The organism is Microbacterium sp. HA-8, assembly GCF_046111165.1.
Taxonomy (GTDB): Bacteria; Actinomycetota; Actinomycetes; order Actinomycetales; family Microbacteriaceae; genus Microbacterium.
The window spans coordinates 2,087,845-2,105,624 of record NZ_CP162025.1 but is presented as its reverse complement, the minus strand read 5'-3'; the positions used below and the strand labels follow the sequence as shown (position 1 = coordinate 2,105,624).

Below are 17,780 nucleotides of genomic sequence, written 5' to 3'. Positions count from 1 at the left end.
CCTAGGACGCCGCGCGTTCGACGATGCGCTGCCCGACGACCGCCGACACCCCGTCCTGACGCATCGAGACGCCGTACAAGGCGTCGGCGATCTCCATCGTGCGCTTCTGATGGGTGATGACGATCAGCTGACTCGATGCGCGCAGCTGCTCGAAGACGCCGAGGAGGCGTCCGAGGTTGGCGTCGTCGAGGGCGGCCTCGACCTCGTCGAGGATGTAGAACGGGCTCGGGCGCGCCTTGAAGATCGCCGTCAGCAGCGCGACGGCCGCGAGCGACCGCTCGCCGCCCGAGAGCAGCGACAGTCGCTCGATCTTCTTGCCGACCGGGCGCACCGAGACGTCGATGCCGGTGGTCAAGAGGTTGTCCGGGTCGGTGAGGGAAATGCTTCCCGTACCGCCCGGGAACAGGATCGGGAACACCTCGGCGAAGGCCGCTTTCGTGTCGTCGAAGGCCGCCTCGAAGATCGTCTGCATCCGCTCGTCGAGCTCGGCGATGATCGTCATCAGGTCCTTGCGGGTCTGAGTGAGGTCGGCCAGCTGCTCGGTGAGGAACGCGTGCCGCTGCTCGAGAGCCGCGAATTCCTCGAGGGCGAGCGGATTCACGCGACCGAGCTGACCGAGTTTGCGCTCCGCGTCCTGCAGGCGCCGCTGCTGTCGAGCGCGGTCGAAGGTCTCGGCCGCGGGCGTCTCTTCGCCGCGCTCGCTTCGCTCCTCGTGGCCGGAGGGGACTCCACCATCCGGAGGTACGACCTGATCGGGACCGTATTCCGAAATGAGAATATCCTCGTCCAGACCCAACTCGGATCGCACCCGATCGAGCAGTCCCGATACGTGCAGCTTCTTCTCGTGGATCTGCAGTTCGAGCGAGTGCACGCCCTCGGTGAGCGCGGCGAGGCGCTCGCGCATCGCGGCATCCTGCGAACGGAGCTGGGTGAGCTCGGCGTTCTGCGCCGCGCGCTCCCGCTCCGCTTCGGCCAGCGCGAGACGCGCCTCGGACACCGAACGGTCGATCGAGTCGAGCACGCGGGGCACCTCGGCGATGACGGATGCTGCCGATTCGCGCTGCGCCCGACGCACCACCGCGCGCCGAGCGGCCTCCTCAGCCGCGGCCCGCTCGGCGTCGCGCGTGCGCTCGAGCCCGGCGACCCGTGCCTGCTGGGCGCGGACGCGCTCGCGCAGGGTCTCGACCTCGAGCCGCGCACGCATCTCGGCCTCACGGGCCTGCTCGAGCTCGGCGAGAACACCCTCTCGCGCGGACGCATCGAGAATCGGCCGAGGCGTCTCGTGCGCCGTCTGCAGCTCGGCAGCGGCCCGGCGCGCCGCGCTCTCCGCATCGTCGACGGCAGCCTCCGCCTGTGCGAGCCCCGATCGCAGGCGGTCGCACTCCGCGACCGCCGCCTCGTGGCGCACGGTGATCCGGTTCGACTGCTCCGCGCGTGCCGCCAGGGCCGCGTCGTGCTCCCGCAACGCGGTGAGCGCCTCGGCCGCCGCGCGGCGGCGTAGCGTGAGCGTCGCCTGCGCCGTGGCGAGTCGCCCTCGCAGGTCCTCCGCCTCGGCCGTCGTCTCGGTGAGTCGTTCCGCGGCCGAGTCCCGCTCGGCGAGAAGGGCCAGACGTGAGGGCGATCCGCCCGAACCCCCGCGCAGCAGGTGGGCTGTGGCCACTTCACCGGCACGCGTCACGACCGTCACGGCGTGCGGGTGCGCGGCCAGAGCCGGCCAGACCGCGCGCGCGGCGGCCAGATCGTCGGCGATCACGACGTGCCGCAGCATCCCGAGCACCCCAGGGGGCGCCTCGACGACATCGAGGGCCGACACGATGCCGACGGCGTGCGGCGGAGGGGCGCTTCCCGCATCGGCATCGGCGATCACGACCTCGACCGCGCCGAGTTCGGCCCGCTCGGCCTCGGCCAGCACCGCGAACGCCTCGTCCCTGCCCTCCGCCAGGACCCCCTCGGCGAGCGGACCGAGCACGGCCGCGATCGCCGCCTCATATCCGGGACGCACCTGCACCGCGTCGCCGACGAGCCCGCGCACGCCGGGCTGACCGCCTGCGATCAGTGCGGCGGCGCCGTTCTTGACCTCGAGTGCACGGCTGAGGGCTGCCGTCTGCGCCGTGAGAGCACCGGACTCGCGTTCCGCCGCGTGCAGACGGTCGCGCAGGCGGGACACATCGGCCTCCGCATCGCCGATCTCCCGCTGCGCACGGTCGTAAGCCTCGGCGTGCTCACCCGAGTCCTCGGCCTCGCCGGTCTCGGGCTCGAGCTGCTCGAGCGCCTGGGCCGCCTCATCCCGCCGGACGAGGGCTGCGTCGAGGGCGTTCTGCTGGCGCAGGACCGCGCCGCGCACCGCGGCGAGGGCGGATGCTGCCGCGTCGGCCGCCGCGCGGAGGCGGGCGATGCGCAGATCGTGCTCCGAGACGAGCGCGCTCTGCGCGGCGATGTCGGTGTCGAGCGCGTCGAGCTCGGCGCGCACGTGGACCACCTCCCGCGCGGCCGCGGCGGCGGTATCGGTCGCCGCGCCCACGGCGTCGGTGATGACGCCGATCTCGGCTCGCGCGGCGTCGATGTCGGCCTGCGACACGGTGACGCCTGCCGGGCGGTCATCGTCCTCCGACCCGAGAAGGGCGAGCCGCTGGTTCGCCAGCGTGAACAGGCCACGCAGTCGCTCCTGCACCTGCTCGAGGCCGAACAGAACGCTGCGGGCCGAATCCACGGAATCCCCGCCGCGCTCCGCGTCGAGCTTCTCGACCCTGCGTCGCACCTCGTCGGCGCGCTCCTGCAGCACGACGCGCTCGGCGTGGCGTTCCTGCTCGCCGCGTGTGTGCTCGGCGAGCGATCGGCGCAAGCCCACCAGTTCGTCGGCATACAGGCGCGCCTTCGCATCCCGCACGACGGCGGCGATCGTCTGGGCCTCGCGCGCGATCTCGGCCTGGCGGCCGAGGGGCTTGAGCTGACGGCGGATCTCGCCCGCGAGGTCGCTGAGACGCGTGAGGTTGGCCTCCATGGCGTCGAGTTTGCGCAGGGTCTTCTCCTTGCGCCTGCGGTGCTTCAGAATCCCGGCGGCCTCTTCGATGAAGCCGCGGCGATCCTCCGGCGACGCCTGCAGCACGGTGTCCAGGCGCCCCTGGCCGACGATCACGTGCATCTCGCGGCCGAGTCCCGAATCGCTGAGCAGCTCCTGCACATCGAGCAGGCGGCAGGAGCCGCCGTTGATCGCGTACTCGCTCGCGCCGTTGCGGAAGAGTGTGCGGCTGATCGTGACCTCGGCGTACTCGATCGGGAGCGCGCCGTCGGCGTTGTCGATCGTGAGCTGCACCTCGGCGCGGCCCAGCGGCCCTCGCGTCGAGGTGCCGGCGAAGATGACGTCCTCCATCTTGCCGCCGCGCAGCGTCTTCGCCCCCTGCTCCCCCATCACCCAGGCGAGTGCGTCGACGACGTTGGATTTGCCCGATCCGTTCGGGCCGACGATGGCGGTGACGCCCGGCTCGAGCGCGAAGGTCGTCGGCTGCGCGAACGACTTGAACCCCTTGAGCGTGACGCTCTTCAGGTGCATGGTTCCGCCTCCGGCCCGCCTCGACTACCCGCATACGCTACCCGAGCGGGGCCCCGTCGCCCGCGGGCAACGCCCGGGCGACGATGATTTCTGTGAATTCGCTTGACGTCGGCATCAGGACCGCGCTAACGTCTCTCTTCGCGTCAGAGGTTGAGAGGAGGTCACCATGATGATGAACAGCATCCGCACCGGCATCACGCCGATTCGTGCCGCGCTCGCAGGAGTCGCATCGCTGCGTCCGGTGACCGCATCCCTCCGCGCATCCCTGGGCGGTCGCGCCCACACCGGCATCTGACCGGCGCAGGGGAGAACTCTGCCCGCTTCGGGCTCGCCCTCCGCGTCTGAACGCCCAGGCATCTGTCGAGCTGCCGCGCTCTCTCCCCCGGCCCGATCGACCGCCGACTCTCCGCGCCATCGGCGCTCGCCTCTCGCGACGGCCGATCTCGGCATCCCACCTCCCGCCTTTCTGTTCGATCCACACGAGGAAGACACCAATGAACACGCTGCTCACCACGCGGCACCCCGTCCCGCCCGAACCTCTCTCGGTCCTGCCTCCCGAGACGACACGCGTACCCCGCGCTTCGCTGATCGATCGCGCGGCCATGCGCATCGGCCTCTGGCTCTTGCTGTGGGGCTCGCGTCCCGTCGCCGACACGGACGCCGTCGACCGTCACCGGCAGCGGGAGTTCCTGCTCGCGGAGCGCGAGCGCCGCGACGCCGAGGCCGCGATGGCTACCCGGCTCTGGATGCACGGCGCGTGAGCGCCGTGCATCCCCGACCCACTCCGACAAGAAGAGAACCATCATGAGCATCACTCTCACCGGCATCGAGTTCCGGCCGATGACCATTCCCGAGAACATCGACGCCGCCGACGCCGCCGACTTCCGCGCCATGGCCGACGTGCGAAACGCGATCTACCGTCATGTCTCCGGACACGACGACCACGCCATGACCGCGGCCGCCCTCCTGCCGCACTATCGTCCCGACGAGTACGAGCGTCGGATGTCGTGGCTCGTCCTCGAGCGCGGACGGCCGGTCGGGCGCCTCGGCCTCGACCTGCCGATCGAGTCGGCGTCGGTCGTCGCCTTCCTCCTGGTCGAGCTGCTGCCCGAGGTCTGGGGCCGTGGCATCGGCACGGGCGGCCTGGACCTGCTCGAAGCGGTCGCGCGCGCGAACGGGCGCTCCATCCTGCAGTCCTGGACCGAGCACCCCGATCGTCCGGGGCCCCGCCTCGAACCGCCGACCGGTTTCGGCAGCGTCCCCGCCGACGACCCGGCCGCGCGATTCCTCACCCGGCACGGATTCACGCTCGAGCAGATCGAGCGGTGCAGCGCGCTGGATCTGCGCGCGAGCGGCGACGACGTGCAGCGACTGCTCGCAGCGGCCCGTGACGCCGCCGAGGGGTATCGCGTCGTGCAGTGGGTCGGCCCCACACCGCCGGAGTATGTCGACGGATATGCGTGGATGAAGTCCCGGATGGTGACCGACGCGCCCTCCGCCGCCATGCAGTTCGACGAGGAGCGGTGGGATGCCGCGCGCGTCGCCCTGCACGACGATCGTTATCTGCAGGCCGATCAGCTCGTGCAGGTGACCGCCGCGCAGCACATCGGCACGGGCGAGCTCTGCGCCTTCAACGAACTCGTCATCGGCGTGGACCGCACCCTCGCCTCGCACCAGGAGGACACCCTCGTGCTGCGCGAACACCGCGACCATCGGTTGGGCATGCTCGTCAAGTGCGCGGGCCTGCTCACCTGGCGCGAGGTGGCACCCGAGTCTCCCCGGGTGATCACCTTCAACGCCGAGGAGAACCGCCCGATGCTCGACATCAACGAGGCGATCGGCTTCGCGCCGATTTCGTACGAGGGAGCCTGGAAGAAGGTGCTGAGCGACGGAGGATGAAGAGTCAGCGCCGGCGCTGACACGACGGGCAGAAGTGGCTCGATCGGTTCATGAACTGCGCGCGGGCGATGGACCGGCCGCATCGCGGGCAGGGCAGACCCTGACGCCCGTAGGCGTGGAGACTGTGCGCGAAGTAGCCCGCCTGACCGTTGACGTTCACGTACTGGGCGTCGAAGCTCGTGCCGCCTTCGGCCAGAGCCCTGTGCAGGACCGCACGGATCTCGGCGAGGATCCGGGCACCCGCGCGGGACGACAGCTCCCGCGCGGGTGTCTCGGGATGGATGCGCGCGGCCCACAGCGCCTCGTCGGCGTAGATGTTGCCCACCCCGCTGAGCACGGTCTGATCCAGCAGCACGCGCTTGATGCCGGACCCTTTGCGCGCGAGCGCAGCGATGAAGACGCGATCGCCGAACGCGGGATCGAGCGGATCGCGGGCGATATGCGCGACCTGTGCGGGAACCAGAGCGTCGGCGGCCCCGCGCCCGGCGGGCTGTCCATCCGATGTCTCTCGCAGCCGGTCGATCGCGAGCGAGCCGAACGTCCGCTGGTCGCAGAAGAGGATGTCCAGCGATCCGTGCAGGGGATGTTCCACCTGAAGGCGGACCCGCTCGTGGCGCTCGGCCGGCGCGCCGGACTCACGCAGCAACATCTGCCCGCTCATGCCGAGGTGGACAAGAAGCGCCTCCGGCACCACCTCGGCCGCGGCTCCCGCGGCGGCGGGCGCACCGAGGGGCAGCCACAGGAACTTGCCGCGGCGCGCGGCGCCCAGCATCCGTCGACCTGCGAGCCGCGCCTCGAAGTCGGCCGCGCCGCCGGCGTGACGGGTGAGCGCGCGGGTGTCGTGCACCTGCACGGACTCGACGCGCGCGCCGGTGACAGCGGGGGCGAGCCCGTGCCGCACGACCTCGACCTCGGGAAGCTCGGGCACGGCTCAGTGGATTCGGATCGGGGTGGTCCGCGCGCAGCGGCGCGCGTCAGTCATCGTCGCTGAGCGTGTGCCACGCCTCGAGCGCCGCGGCCATCTCGGCCGTCTTCTTGCTGGTGCCGATGCCCGTCGCGCTGACCTCTCCGACGCGCACCGTGGCGGTGAAGACCCGATTGTGATCCGGTCCCTCGGCCTCGATCGAGTACTCCGGAGGCGTCGCCTGCCGGCGGGCGGCGAGCTCTTGCAGGCTCGTCTTGGGGTCCATGGCGGCCCCGTAGCGGTCGGGGTCGGCCAGCAGCGGCTCGATCAGCCTCAGGACGAGCGACGTGGCAGCATCCTGGCCGGCGGACAGATATGTCGCGCCGATGATGGCCTCGGTCGTGTCGGCGAGGATCGAGTCCTTGTCGCGCCCACCCGTCTGCTCCTCGCCGCGCCCGAGCAGGACGTGGTCGCCGAGGCCGATGCGGCGAGCGACCTCGGCGAGGGCGACGGTCGAGACGACGCTCGCGCGCCGCTTGGCGAGCGACCCCTCATCCAGTTCGGGATGCCGGGTGAACAGCGTGACCGTGACAGCCTGGCCGAGCACCGAATCCCCCAGGAACTCGAGGCGTTCGTTGTGCGGAGTGCCGCCGTTCTCGTACGCGTACGAGCGATGCGTGAGGGCGAGAGACAGCAGATCGGGGTCGATGACGATCCCGAGCGTGTCGATGAGTGGCCGCCTCCCCCCCGGGACGTCCGTCATCGACTCAGACGTCTGCGACCTTGCGGCCCTTGTACTCGAGGAACAGCTCGGTGCCCTGCGAGTCGGTGACGACCTTCGCCTGGTGAGGGCGGCTGTAGACGACCTTGCCGTTCTCGACGGTCTTGACCAGAGGGGTCGCCTCCGCCTTCCACTGCGCGCGGCGCGAGCGGGTGTTCGAGCGCGAGACCTTGCGCTTGGGAGGGTTACCTGCCATGGCTCTTCTTCTTTCGTTCCGAGATCTAAGGTGTGTTGTCGGCGTCGGACGGGGATCCGTCGGAGCCGTAATCCGTCAGCGCGGCCCAGCGAGGATCGAGGGCTGCGCGTGACGGTGCGCCGGGTGTGTCGGCCCGCCGTTCGCCTGTTTCCGGGTCGAGCCCGGGGCAATCCGGTTGGCAGACCGGTTGAAACGGAAGCGACAGCACGATCGCATCTCTGACCAGAGTTTCAAGATCCACGTGGTCGTCTTGAACCTCGAAGTCGGATGTTTCCTGCCCAGGATACGCGAAAAGCTCCTGGAACTCGACTTCGACGGGCGCGGCGATATCGATCAGGCATCGCCCGCACACCCCCGTGTACTCGGCGTCCGCCGTTCCACTGGCGAGGATCCCCTCGTGCACGGACTCCAGACGTACGTCGACGTCGACCTCGGCGCCCGTCTCGACCTGCACCAGACCCTCACCCCATCGCTCGGCGAGAGTCACCTCGAACGAGTGTTCGCGCATCTCTCCGGGTCTGTGGACGATGTCGCGCACGCCGATGCTGAATGGTCCTGGTCTGCGGGTTCTCACGGTCGACCAGCCTACCCGCGCCGCCGGGCGCGTCGGGCCGGGATCAGAGCCCGCGGGCGCCGGTGTCGAGGAAGCGCGCCACCGCGCCGGGAACGTAGGGCGACACGTCGCCCCCCAGTCCCGCCACCTGACGAACAAGCGAACTCGAGACGAGCGTGTGCGCGGGATCAGGGAGCAGGAAGACGGTCTCGATGTGCGCAAGATCGCGATTGACGATCGCCATGGGCGTCTCATAGGCGACATCGACCTGCGAGCGGATGCCCTTCACGAGCACACCCGCCCCGACATCGGTCGCGTAGTCGACGAGCAGACCCATGCTCCACGAGGCCACGACGATCTCACCCTCGATGTCGCTCTCGGCGATCGACTGCTCGAGAAGGGCGAGACGCTGCGCGATGGGCAGCATCGCCTCTTTGCCGGGGTTGTGCACTACCAGCACATGAAGGGTGTCGTACAGCGAAGCCGCACGACGGATGACGTCGAGATGACCGAGGGTGGGAGGATCGAACGATCCCGGCACGACGGCGATCCGGTTGCTCACCTCGCCAGCCTACCGGGCACCCACGCGCGGGATGCCGAGCCCGATCGGATCCGCGCGATAGGGCGCATCCGGGTCAGTTCTTGGCCATGGCGGCGCGTTCGGTCACGTCGAGCCGACGTTCGATGGCCGCCGCCAGCCCCGTGTGCTGCCGCAGCGCGGGATCGGTCTCGAGGATCGCCTCGGCCTCTTCGCGCGCCCGCGATATGACGTGGGCATCGCTGACCACCCGCAGCAGCCGCAGCGAGGAACGCGCCCCGGACTGCGCGTCACCCAGCACATCTCCCTCGCCGCGCAGCTCGAGGTCGACCTCGGCGAGCGCGAAGCCGTCGAGTGTGCGCGCGACAGCCTCGACCCGGGAGCGCGCATCCGTGCGCGGCGCGCTCTCGGTCACGAGCAGACAGAGCCCCGGAACCGACCCGCGGCCCACCCTGCCGCGCAGCTGGTGCAGCTGCGACACGCCGAACCGGTCGGCTTCGAGGATCACCATCGTCGAGGCGTTCGGCACATCGACCCCGACCTCGATGACGGTGGTGGCGATGAGGACGTCGATCTGTCCGTCGGCGAAAGCACGCATGATGGCGTCCTTCTCCTCGCCGCTCATCCGGCCGTGCAGCGTGGCGACCCGAAGCTCGGCATAGAGAGGGTGGACCGCGAGCATCTCCGCGACCTGCACCACCCCCCACCGCACGCGGCTCGCCTCCCCCTCGACCTCGGGAGCGAGCGGAGCCTCGTCTGCAGCTTTGCCCTTCGGGGGAGCTTCGGCATCGATCGCCGGGCACACGACGAAGACCTGATGGCCCTTCTGCACCTCCTCGGCCGCACGCTGCCAGACCCGTGCGAACCAGCCCGGCTTCTCGGCGACGGGAGCCACGAACGATTCGATGCCCGGTCGACCGGCCGGCATCGTGCGGATCGTGGAGACGTCGAGGTCTCCGAAGACCGTCATCGCGACCGTGCGGGGGATGGGGGTGGCGGTCAGGACAAGAGCGTGGGGGCTCGAACCTTTGGCCCTCAGCGCCTCGCGTTGCTCGACTCCGAAGCGGTGCTGCTCGTCGACGACGACGAGAGCAAGATCGGCGAAGGTCGTGGAATCGCTCAGCAGGGCGTGGGTGCCGATGACGATCCGCGCCTGTCCCGACGCCACCCGCAGCGCGGCCTTGCGCCGCTCGGCCGCGGGCATCTGACCCGTCAGGAGGGTGGGCATGAGCTCAGGGGCCAGCTGTGGGCCGAGCATGCGTGCCATCGATCGCAGGTGCTGCCCCGCGAGCACCTCGGTCGGGGCGATGAGCGCCGCCTGTCCGCCGGACTCGGCCACCTGCAGCATCGCCCGCAGCGCGACGAGCGTCTTTCCGGAGCCGACCTCGCCCTGCACGAGGCGGTTCATCGGCCAGGGTGCGACGAGGTCTGCCCCGATCCGCGCGCCGACCTCGACCTGATCCGGCGTGCGCTCGAACGGCAGCACGTCGTCGAACCGCTCGAGCAGACCGCCGGGCAGCGCCGGGCGCGGCGTGGCCGACAGCGCGCGGACGAACTGACGCTGCTGCAGGAGCGCCGTCTGCAGCACGAGCGCCTCGTGCATGCCCAGCGTCGCACGCGCGAGGTCGGCTTCATCCTCGTTCTCGGGTCGGTGGATCTGGAACAGTGCTTCGCTGGCCGAGAGCAGCCCGAGCCGATCCCTCAGCGCGTCCGGCAGAGGATCATCGATCGGTGCGAGCCCGTCGAGCACGAGGTCGATGATCTTCTTGATCTGCCAGCTCGCAACCGACGCGGTGGCGGGGTAGATCGGAATGAGTGCCCGCGCCCAGGCCTGGGCGCTGCGCGCGGCCGCCTGCGCATCGTCGTCGTCGAAGAGCTCGTAGTCCGGGTGAGCGAACTGACGTCCGCCGCGGTACTCCCCCACCTTGCCCGCGAAGATCCCGCGCCTGCCCGGCCGAAGATCTGCCAGGCGCCACGGCTGATTGAAGAACGTCAGCGTCACTTCGCCGCGCCCGTCGCTGATGACCACCTCGAGGAGGGAACCGCGACGTGCGCGCATGCTGCGCTCGCCCACGCGCGTCACCTGGGCGATGATCGTCACCGACTCGCCCAGCGGCAGCGAAGCGATCGGCGTCAGCTCTCCCCGCTGGGCGTAGCGGCGCGGATAGTGCGAGAGCAGGTCACCGACCGTCTTCATGCCGAACGCACGACCCAGCGCCGCCGCGGTCTTGCCCCCGACGGCGCCGTCCAGGCGCGATTCGAGGCTCAGCGACGGCATGCGACGAGTCTAGGCGGGGCTCCCGACATCCATCTCGGCCGCGTGGGGCTGCCGCGCCACGGTTATCGTGGGGCGGTGACACGCATCATCTCGGGTCGTGCCGGCTCGATCGCCCTCGACGTCCCCGACGCGGGGACGCGCCCCACGAGCGACCGCGTCCGCGAGTCCCTGTTCGCGGCGCTCGAATCCGCCGGCGCCGTCGAAGGGGCACGCGTGCTGGACCTGTACGCCGGATCCGGCGCCCTCGGGCTCGAGGCGCAGAGCCGGGGGGCTGCCTCCGTCGACCTCATCGAGAAGGCGGCTCGTGCCGCCGCCGTCGCGCAGCGCAACGCCCAGCGGGTGGCTCGCGCGATCGGCGGCGTGCCCGCGCGAGTCCACCGCGCGGCGGCCGAGACGTTCGTGCAGGGCACGCGCGGCCCGTACGACCTCGTACTCATCGATCCGCCCTACGACCTGCCCGACACGACGCTCGCGCAGGTTCTCGATGCGCTCGTGCCGGCACTCGCCCCCGATGCCGTCGTCGTCGTCGAGCGCTCGCGTCGCTCCGACGCCCCGACGCCTCCGGCGGGCCTCGAGCACACGCGCGACCGCCGCTACGGCGACACGACGCTGTGGTGGCTGCGACGCACAGACGTCTGAGTCAGGACACAGAGGTCCGAGTCAGGACACAGAGATCTGAATCAGGATGCCGGGGCGGCATCGCCGCGGCGATCCCAATCCCGGTAGGGGTCCCACCCGCCGCTCGCAGACTCGCCGTCGACGCACACACGGGCACCTCCGGGGTCGTCGACCGCACCCGCACGGCCGATGACGCGGAAGCCCTCGGGCAGGTCTCGATCGGCCGGGAAGGTGGCCAGCAGCGCGTGGTCCTCCCCACCGGCGACGGCCCACGGGAGATGAGGCCCGAGCAGCGCGGAGGCGAGCTCGATCCGCACACCGGACGCGTCCGCGAGGCGGCCCGCGTCGAGCGCGAGACCGTCCGAGACGTCCATCATGGCGCTGGCCCCGCCTCGCGCGGCGGCCGCTCCGAGCGCGATCGGCGGGCGCGGTCGCAGCTGCGCGTCCACGCATGCCGCCTCGAGCGGGCTGAGCGAGGATCGATCGATCGCGAGGGCGCGGCCCTCGGCATCCGTGAAGCGCTCGAACAGCACCGAGAGCCCGCGGGCCGCGGCTCCCGCCTCGCCCGCGAGCGCGACGACGTCGCCCGCCCGGGCGCCCGAGCGCAGCACCGGAGGGCCTTCGAGTGCGCCCAGGGCGGTCACGGCGATGGTGAGGGTCGGTGAGATGGTCAGGTCGCCGCCGGCCACCCCGCACTCCGGGGCGAGCTGCTCGCACGCCGTGCGCAGCCCGCGGGCGAGGTCCTCGACGAAATCCAGGGTGGTCTCGGCAGGCATCGCGAGCGCCACGAGGAGGGCCGTCGGACGCGCGCCCATCGCAGCGATGTCGGCGAGGTTGACCGCAGCGGATTTGAAGCCGAGGTCGAAGCCCGACGACCACGACAGGCGGAAGTCGGGTCCGTGCACGAGCGTGTCGGTCGTGACGACGACCGGGCCGGCGCCGGGAAGCACGGCGGCGTCGTCGCCCGGCCCGATCGTCACGCCCGGGGTCGGCCCGAGCACGGCGAGGATGCGGCGCAGGATCTCACCCTCGGGCGTATCGCCGACGCGGGGCGGATCGGGAGGCTGTGTCACCCCTCCACGGTAGCCTGGAGCGATGCCCCGCCCTCGCCGCGCTCCGCTCGCGATCGCCGTGCTCACGCTCTCCCTGGGGCTGACCGCCTGCGGCCAGACCGTCTCGCTCGAGGCCGCTCCCGAAGCCGACGACCCGCTGTGCGCCGAGGTCTCGGTGCGGCTGCCCGCGGTGGTCGACGGCAAGGAGCGCCGCTGGACGGATGCCCAGGCCACCGGCGCCTGGGGCTCGCCCACCGCCGTGATCGTCACGTGCGGTGTCGAGCCGCCCGGACCGACCACCCTGCCGTGCCAGAGCGTGGACGGCGTGGACTGGATCATCGACGACGCCGACGCGCCGCGGTACCTGGTGACCAGCTTCGGACGCACACCGGCCGTCGAGATCTATCTCGACAACGACGCCGAGACCGGCGTCTCGAGCGCCGCCGTGCTCGAGGCCATCTCGCCCGCCGTGGCGACCCTGCCCGTGGACGGGGTCTGCACCGACCGACCGGCCGGCTGAGCCGGTGCGCCCCGCCTAGGCGGCGCGGACCAGAGCGGTGTCGATGAGCTCGGAGATCAGCTCCGCGTACGTCATCCCCGTGGCGATCCAGCACTTCGGGAACATCGAGATCGGCGTGAATCCGGGCATCGTGTTCAACTCGTTGACGACCAGCCCGTGGGCGGTGAGGAAGAAGTCCACCCGTGCGAGCCCGCGCCCATCGACGGCCTGGAACGCGCGCACACCGATCTCGCGGATCGCGTCGGCCTCGGCATCCGTCACATCCGCGGGACAGACGACGTCGACGCCGTCGCCCCCGAGGTACTTGCCCTCGAAGTCGTAGAACTCGCGCGTGGTCAGGACGATCTCGCCGGGCAGCGAAGCCCGCACGGCACCGTCGCTGCCTTCGAGGATCGCGACTTCGATCTCGCGCCCCGACATTCCACGCTCGATCAGCACCTTGTCGTCCTCGGCGAACGCGATCCGCATCGCCTCGTCGAGTTCGGAGGCGTCGTGCGCCTTCGAGACGCCCACGCTCGAACCGGCCCGGGCGGGCTTGACGAAGAGCGGATAGCCGAGTTCGGCCGCATCCGCCCGCACGCCCTCGGAGTCCCCTGCCCACCTCGACGACCGCACCGTCACCCACGGCGCGACGGGCACACCCGCCGCCTCGAGGGCGATCTTCATGAAGTGCTTGTCCATGCAGAGCGCCGAATCGAGCACCCCGCCGCCGGCGCAGGGGATCCGCAGGGTGTCGAAGAAGCCCTGCACGGTGCCGTCTTCGCCGTGCTGTCCATGCAGGATCGGGAGCACCACGTCGACGGGGCCGAGAACGGAGACCTCGCCGGCGGCGTTCCGAACGCGCAGTTCGCGGTCGGCGCCACCCTCCGGCCAGAGGATCCGGGTGCCGTTGTCGAGGACCTCGGGCATCCGGGCCGCATCGAGGGCGAAGCGATCGGGGTCGTCCTGCTCGAGGACGAAGACGCCCTCGCGGGTGATGCCCACCGGGATCACCCGGAAGCGGTCGCGGTCAATCGCGCGCAGCACCCCGCCCGCCGTCGCGGAACTGATCGAGTGCTCGCTGGAGCGCCCTCCGAAGAGCACCGCCACCGCCGGCTTGTCCATTCTGCGTCCTCTCGCCCCGCGGGGTGTCGTCGTCCGTCGTCAGGTGGGGCGCGATGTCGCGCGGGTTCATGGTGCCATCGAGCACGCGCTTGACCTGCTCGACGATCGGCATCTCGACGCCGACCTCCTTGGCCAGCTGCAGCACGGGTGCGACGGATGCCAGTCCCTCGGCGGTCTGCTCCATCTGCTTGACCACGTCCTGGAAGCTGTACCCCTGGCCGAGCAGGCGTCCCGCGGTGTTGTTGCGCGACAGCGGCGACTGGCAGGTCGCGATCAGGTCGCCGAGTCCCGCGAGTCCCTGCAGGGTCTCGGGCTGGGCGCCGTACGCGACGGCGAAGTCGGTCATCTCGACGAGCCCGCGGGTGATGATGGACGCCTTCGTGTTCTCGCCGTACCCGACGCCGTCGACGATGCCGATCGCCACGGCGATGAGGTTCTTCAGCACGCCGCCGAACTCCGTGCCGATGACGTCCGTGTTCACGAAGGAGCGGAAGTAGGCGTTGCGGGCACGACGGGCCACAGCATCCGCCGTCTCCTGACTCGTCGACGAGATGACGGCGGCCGTGGGCTGCTCGCGCGCGATCTCGAGGGCGAGGTTGGGTCCGGACGCCACGGCGATGCGGCCGGGATCGCACTCGAGCTCCTGCTCGATGACCTGGCTCATGCGCAGACCCGAGCGGCGCTCGACGCCCTTCATCAGGCTGACGAGAGGAACGGATGTCGGAGCCACGAGCGGCCGCAGCGCCTTGAGGTTCTGCCGCACGGCCTGGCTCGGAATCGAGAGGTAGACCTGTTCGGCGCCCTCGAGCGCCTCGGAGAGGTGATGGGTCGCCGTCATCCCTCGCGGCAGGTTGATGCCGGGCAGGTACTGGCTGTTGCGCTTGCCCTCGGCGATCTCCTGCGCAAGTTCGGGACGCCGCGCCCACATGGTGACCTGCGCGCCGCCGTCGGCGAGGATCTTGCCGAACGTCGTTCCCCAGCTGCCCGCGCCGATCACGGCGACGCGGGGCCCCTCGACCGGCCTACGACTCAAAGCGCCCCGTCTCCTTCTGCGCGTGCTGGGCGGGGTTCCAGCGCACCTCGGGAGCCTCTTCGCCCCGGATGCCGGCGAGCAGCGCCGTGATCGCATCCATCACGCGGGTGGTCGCTGCCGACAGCGACGCCGGCTGCGAGCCCCGGCCGCGGAACTCGACGAGGTCGACCGGGTCGCCGATCACCACGCGCACCCGCTTGCGCGGGGGCCACAGACTGATCTTCTTCTGGTACCTGCCCATGATCTGCTGGACGCCCCAGTGCGCCATCGGGATCACGGGGAGATCGCCCTCGAGGGCGAGCCGCACCGCGCCGGTCTTGCCGCGCATCGGCCACATACCGGGATCGCGGGTCAGCGTACCCTCCGGATACACGATCACCCCGCGGCCGTGCTCGACGAGCTGCTCGGCAGCCGCGAGGGTCTCCTTGGCCGCGGACGACGACGAGGACCGTGCCACGGGTACCATGCCGGTGGCTCGCAGCGCCCAGCCCAGCACCGGCACCCGGAACAGGCTCTCCTTGGCCATGAAGCGCGGCGCGCGACCGAGGCGCCAGACGATCACCGCGACGATCAGCGGGTCGATCTCGCTGTAGTGATTGGGCGCAAGCACGAAGGCGCCCCTGCGCGGCACCTTCTCGCCGCCGACGATCTCGATGCGGGCCAGAAGCCCCACGAGCGGAACCACGACCGCCCCGAGCAGCCAGAAGACGCTCGGTCGCGTCTTCTCGGGGGACGCGGGAGTGCGGGCGCTCATCCGACGATGTCGAAATCGGCGCCGAGCGCGTCGAGCTTGTCGAAGAACTTCTCGTATCCGCGGCTGATGATGCCCACGCCCGAGACGGTGGACTCCCCCTCGGCGGCGAGCGCGGCCACGACGTAGGAGAACCCGCCACGAAGGTCGGGCACCTCGATGTCGGCGCCGTGCAGCGGCGTGGGTCCGTTGATGACGGCTGCCTGCTCGAGCGCCCGGCGGGGCACGCGCCGCGCTCCGCCCTCGAGACCGTGGGGGTGCACGACGATGTCGGCACCCATCTTCACGAGCGCCTGGGTGAAGCCGAGGCGGTTCTCGTACACCGTCTCGTGCACGATCGACTCGCCCTCGGCCTGCGTCAGCGCGACGATGAGCGGCTGCTGCCAATCGGTCATGTAACCGGGATGCACGTCGGTCTCGACCACGACCGGCTTGATGGGACCGCCGCGGCGGAAGAGGATCCCGTGCTCCTGGACGTCGAACCATCCGCCCGCCTTGCGGAAGACGTTCAGGAAGGTCAGCATCTCCTGCTGCTTGGCGCCGTCGACGAAGATCTCGCCGTCGGTCGCAAGAGCTGCGCACGCCCACGACACGGCCTCGTTGCGGTCGAAGATCGAGCGGTGGTCGTAGCCGCGAAGAGACTCGACGCCTTCGATGAGGATCACTCGGTTGGGCTCGTAGGAGATGATGGCGCCCATCTTCTGCAGCACCGCGATCAGGTCCATGATCTCGGGCTCGATGGCCGCGTTCTTCAGCTCCGTCACGCCCTTGGCCTTCACGGCGGTCAGCAGAACCTGCTCGGTCGCGCCGACGCTCGGGTAGGGCAGCTCGATGTTCGCACCGTGGAGGCCGTCGGGTGCCGTGATGCGGATGCCCTCGTAGCTCTTGTCGACGATCGCCCCGAAGGCGCGCAGCGCGTCCATGTGGAAGTTGATCGGCCGGTCGCCGATGCGGCAGCCGCCGAGGTCGGGGATCAGAGCCTCGCCCAGCAGATGCAGCAGCGGTCCGCAGAAGAGGATCGGAATGCGCGACGCGCCCGCGTGCGCATCGATCTCTTCGAAGTGCGCCGACGCCGCCCCGCTCGGATCGAACACGAGGCTGCCCGGCTCGTCGCCGTCGGCGACAGTGACGCCGTGCACCTCGAGAAGGGAGCGCACGACCGCGACGTCGCTGAGCTCCGGCACATCCCGCAGGATGCTGGGGGTCTCGCCGAGGAGCGCCGCCACCATGGCTTTGGTGACGAGGTTCTTGGCGCCCTTGACCTCGATCGTGCCGCGCAGGGGCCGTCCGCCGCGGATCGCGAGGATCTCGCCACTCCTCCCCTGCCCGCCGCGCCCGGTCCGCTTGCCGTCCGCCGTGTCGTTCAGGAGAGTCGTCATGCGGTGCGGCCTTACTGTGCGTGGAGCGGAGGGACCGGCAGGGTGCGCGGCCTCCAGGATTCTCGTCGCGCCTCGTAGGCGGCGATCTTGTCTTCATTCCTGAGGGTGAGCCCGATGTCGTCGAGTCCCTCCAGGAGCCGCCACCTAGTGTAATCGTCGATCTCGAAAGGAACCCGGATATCCGCGACGCGCGCCTCGCGCGCCTCGAGGTCGACCGTCATGCGAGTTCCGGGCTCGGCATCCAGAGCCGCCCAGATGCGCTCGAGGTCCGCCTCGGAGATGATGCCCGTGACCAGCCCCTGCTTGCCCGCGTTTCCGCGGAAGATGTCGGCGAAACGAGGGCTGAGCACCGCCTTGAAGCCGAAGTCGCGCAGCGCCCACACGGCGTGCTCGCGGCTGGATCCGGTGCCGAAGTCGGGACCGGCGACGAGCACGCTGGCCCCCTGGTAGACGGGCTGATTCAGCACGAAATCGGGATCCTGGCGCCAGCTGGCGAACAGGGCGTCGTCGAAGCCCGTCTTGGTGACCCGCTTGAGGTACACGGCCGGGATGATCTGGTCGGTGTCGACCGCGGAGCGCTTGAGCGGCGCGGCGATGCCGGTGTGGGTGATGAACTTCTCCATG

Annotated in this window: 18 protein-coding genes; 5 read left to right on the top strand and 13 right to left on the bottom strand. The window is 70.5% G+C overall.

The features are described from left to right. Position 1: 1 nt before the first annotated feature. Entirely contained in the window at positions 2 to 3,550 is a 3,549-nt protein-coding gene (smc, locus tag AB2L57_RS10000; RefSeq protein WP_409046989.1) for a chromosome segregation protein SMC, read from the bottom strand. 166 nt (positions 3,551 to 3,716) lie between these two features. Between smc and AB2L57_RS09995 the strand changes: the two genes are divergently transcribed. From AB2L57_RS09995 to AB2L57_RS09985, 3 genes are all read left to right on the top strand, one after another. Continuing rightward, on the top strand, positions 3,717 to 3,845 hold the full coding sequence (locus AB2L57_RS09995) for a hypothetical protein (RefSeq protein WP_292812781.1): 129 nt from the start codon (positions 3,717 to 3,719) through the stop codon (positions 3,843 to 3,845). 199 nt (positions 3,846 to 4,044) lie between these two features. Beyond that, the gene (locus AB2L57_RS09990) at positions 4,045 to 4,311 is read left to right on the top strand and encodes a hypothetical protein (RefSeq protein ID WP_292812778.1); all 267 of its coding nucleotides are present in this window, start codon (positions 4,045 to 4,047) and stop codon (positions 4,309 to 4,311) included. Between the two features lie 43 nt (positions 4,312 to 4,354). Beyond that, on the top strand, positions 4,355 to 5,449 hold the full coding sequence (locus AB2L57_RS09985) for a GNAT family N-acetyltransferase (RefSeq protein ID WP_409046988.1): 1,095 nt from the start codon (positions 4,355 to 4,357) through the stop codon (positions 5,447 to 5,449). Between the two features lie 4 nt (positions 5,450 to 5,453). On the opposite strand, the gene mutM is transcribed toward AB2L57_RS09985, so the two are convergent. The 6 genes from mutM to AB2L57_RS09955 form a co-directional block, all read right to left on the bottom strand. Beyond that, the gene (mutM, locus tag AB2L57_RS09980; protein ID WP_292812773.1) at positions 5,454 to 6,377 is read right to left on the bottom strand and encodes a bifunctional DNA-formamidopyrimidine glycosylase/DNA-(apurinic or apyrimidinic site) lyase; all 924 of its coding nucleotides are present in this window, start codon (positions 6,375 to 6,377) and stop codon (positions 5,454 to 5,456) included. Between the two features lie 46 nt (positions 6,378 to 6,423). Continuing rightward, entirely contained in the window at positions 6,424 to 7,116 is a 693-nt protein-coding gene (gene rnc / locus AB2L57_RS09975; protein ID WP_409046987.1) for a ribonuclease III, read from the bottom strand. Between the two features lie 4 nt (positions 7,117 to 7,120). Further along, complete coding sequence (gene rpmF, locus AB2L57_RS09970; RefSeq protein WP_248149085.1) at positions 7,121 to 7,330, bottom strand: 50S ribosomal protein L32; 210 nt, start codon at positions 7,328 to 7,330, stop codon at positions 7,121 to 7,123. 25 nt (positions 7,331 to 7,355) lie between these two features. Next, on the bottom strand, positions 7,356 to 7,838 hold the full coding sequence (locus tag AB2L57_RS09965; protein WP_292812790.1) for a DUF177 domain-containing protein: 483 nt from the start codon (positions 7,836 to 7,838) through the stop codon (positions 7,356 to 7,358). 109 nt (positions 7,839 to 7,947) lie between these two features. Continuing rightward, the gene (coaD, locus tag AB2L57_RS09960) at positions 7,948 to 8,445 is read right to left on the bottom strand and encodes a pantetheine-phosphate adenylyltransferase (RefSeq protein ID WP_292812766.1); all 498 of its coding nucleotides are present in this window, start codon (positions 8,443 to 8,445) and stop codon (positions 7,948 to 7,950) included. A 73-nt stretch (positions 8,446 to 8,518) separates the two neighbouring features. Then, complete coding sequence (locus tag AB2L57_RS09955) at positions 8,519 to 10,699, bottom strand: ATP-dependent DNA helicase RecG (protein ID WP_409046986.1); 2,181 nt, start codon at positions 10,697 to 10,699, stop codon at positions 8,519 to 8,521. 75 nt (positions 10,700 to 10,774) lie between these two features. Between AB2L57_RS09955 and rsmD the strand changes: the two genes are divergently transcribed. Then, a complete protein-coding gene (gene rsmD, locus AB2L57_RS09950) occupies positions 10,775 to 11,338 on the top strand; it encodes a 16S rRNA (guanine(966)-N(2))-methyltransferase RsmD (RefSeq protein WP_292812762.1) in 564 nt (187 codons plus the stop codon). A gap of 41 nt (positions 11,339 to 11,379) precedes the next feature. Here the strand turns inward: rsmD and thiL are convergent, their stop codons facing one another. Continuing rightward, positions 11,380 to 12,390, bottom strand: coding sequence for a thiamine-phosphate kinase (gene thiL / locus AB2L57_RS09945; RefSeq protein WP_292812760.1), 1,011 nt, complete (start codon positions 12,388 to 12,390; stop codon positions 11,380 to 11,382). A 22-nt stretch (positions 12,391 to 12,412) separates the two neighbouring features. Between thiL and AB2L57_RS09940 the strand changes: the two genes are divergently transcribed. Continuing rightward, positions 12,413 to 12,889, top strand: a complete 477-nt coding sequence (locus AB2L57_RS09940; protein WP_292812758.1) for a DUF3515 family protein — start codon at positions 12,413 to 12,415, stop codon at positions 12,887 to 12,889. A gap of 15 nt (positions 12,890 to 12,904) precedes the next feature. Here AB2L57_RS09940 and AB2L57_RS09935 read toward each other — a convergent pair whose 3' ends face one another. From AB2L57_RS09935 to leuD, 5 genes are read right to left on the bottom strand one after another with little or no spacing between them, the layout of a single operon-like run. Continuing rightward, entirely contained in the window at positions 12,905 to 13,993 is a 1,089-nt protein-coding gene (locus AB2L57_RS09935; protein WP_292812755.1) for a D-alanine--D-alanine ligase family protein, read from the bottom strand. After that, positions 13,899 to 14,990, bottom strand: a complete 1,092-nt coding sequence (locus tag AB2L57_RS09930; protein WP_409048611.1) for an NAD(P)H-dependent glycerol-3-phosphate dehydrogenase — start codon at positions 14,988 to 14,990, stop codon at positions 13,899 to 13,901. The genes AB2L57_RS09935 and AB2L57_RS09930 overlap by 95 nt, the downstream gene beginning before the upstream one ends. A gap of 25 nt (positions 14,991 to 15,015) precedes the next feature. Beyond that, positions 15,016 to 15,780 (bottom strand): 1-acyl-sn-glycerol-3-phosphate acyltransferase, encoded by a 765-nt coding sequence (locus AB2L57_RS09925; RefSeq protein ID WP_292812751.1) that lies wholly within the window; start codon positions 15,778 to 15,780, stop codon positions 15,016 to 15,018. Next, positions 15,777 to 17,156 (bottom strand): UDP-N-acetylglucosamine 1-carboxyvinyltransferase, encoded by a 1,380-nt coding sequence (gene murA, locus AB2L57_RS09920; RefSeq protein ID WP_409046985.1) that lies wholly within the window; start codon positions 17,154 to 17,156, stop codon positions 15,777 to 15,779. The genes AB2L57_RS09925 and murA overlap by 4 nt, the downstream gene beginning before the upstream one ends. An 11-nt stretch (positions 17,157 to 17,167) precedes the next feature. Continuing rightward, positions 17,168 to 17,779: a 3-isopropylmalate dehydratase small subunit gene (leuD, locus tag AB2L57_RS09915; RefSeq protein ID WP_292814467.1), complete on the bottom strand. Its 612-nt coding sequence runs from the start codon at positions 17,777 to 17,779 to the stop codon at positions 17,168 to 17,170. Position 17,780 lies beyond the last annotated feature (1 nt).

Coding starts and splice junctions, on each gene's coding strand:
- AB2L57_RS09955 (WP_409046986.1), bottom strand. CDS start 10,699: ATGCCGTCGCTGAGCCTCGAATCGCGCCTGGACGGCGCCGTCGGGGGC.
- leuD (WP_292814467.1), bottom strand. CDS start 17,779: ATGGAGAAGTTCATCACCCACACCGGCATCGCCGCGCCGCTCAAGCGC.
- AB2L57_RS09935 (WP_292812755.1), bottom strand. CDS start 13,993: ATGGACAAGCCGGCGGTGGCGGTGCTCTTCGGAGGGCGCTCCAGCGAG.
- AB2L57_RS09985 (WP_409046988.1), top strand. CDS start 4,355: ATGAGCATCACTCTCACCGGCATCGAGTTCCGGCCGATGACCATTCCC.
- AB2L57_RS09965 (WP_292812790.1), bottom strand. CDS start 7,838: ATGCGCGAACACTCGTTCGAGGTGACTCTCGCCGAGCGATGGGGTGAG.
- smc (WP_409046989.1), bottom strand. CDS start 3,550: ATGCACCTGAAGAGCGTCACGCTCAAGGGGTTCAAGTCGTTCGCGCAG.
- AB2L57_RS09940 (WP_292812758.1), top strand. CDS start 12,413: ATGCCCCGCCCTCGCCGCGCTCCGCTCGCGATCGCCGTGCTCACGCTC.
- AB2L57_RS09995 (WP_292812781.1), top strand. CDS start 3,717: ATGATGATGAACAGCATCCGCACCGGCATCACGCCGATTCGTGCCGCG.
- rnc (WP_409046987.1), bottom strand. CDS start 7,116: ATGACGGACGTCCCGGGGGGGAGGCGGCCACTCATCGACACGCTCGGG.
- murA (WP_409046985.1), bottom strand. CDS start 17,156: ATGACGACTCTCCTGAACGACACGGCGGACGGCAAGCGGACCGGGCGC.
- AB2L57_RS09925 (WP_292812751.1), bottom strand. CDS start 15,780: ATGAGCGCCCGCACTCCCGCGTCCCCCGAGAAGACGCGACCGAGCGTC.
- AB2L57_RS09990 (WP_292812778.1), top strand. CDS start 4,045: ATGAACACGCTGCTCACCACGCGGCACCCCGTCCCGCCCGAACCTCTC.
- rpmF (WP_248149085.1), bottom strand. CDS start 7,330: ATGGCAGGTAACCCTCCCAAGCGCAAGGTCTCGCGCTCGAACACCCGC.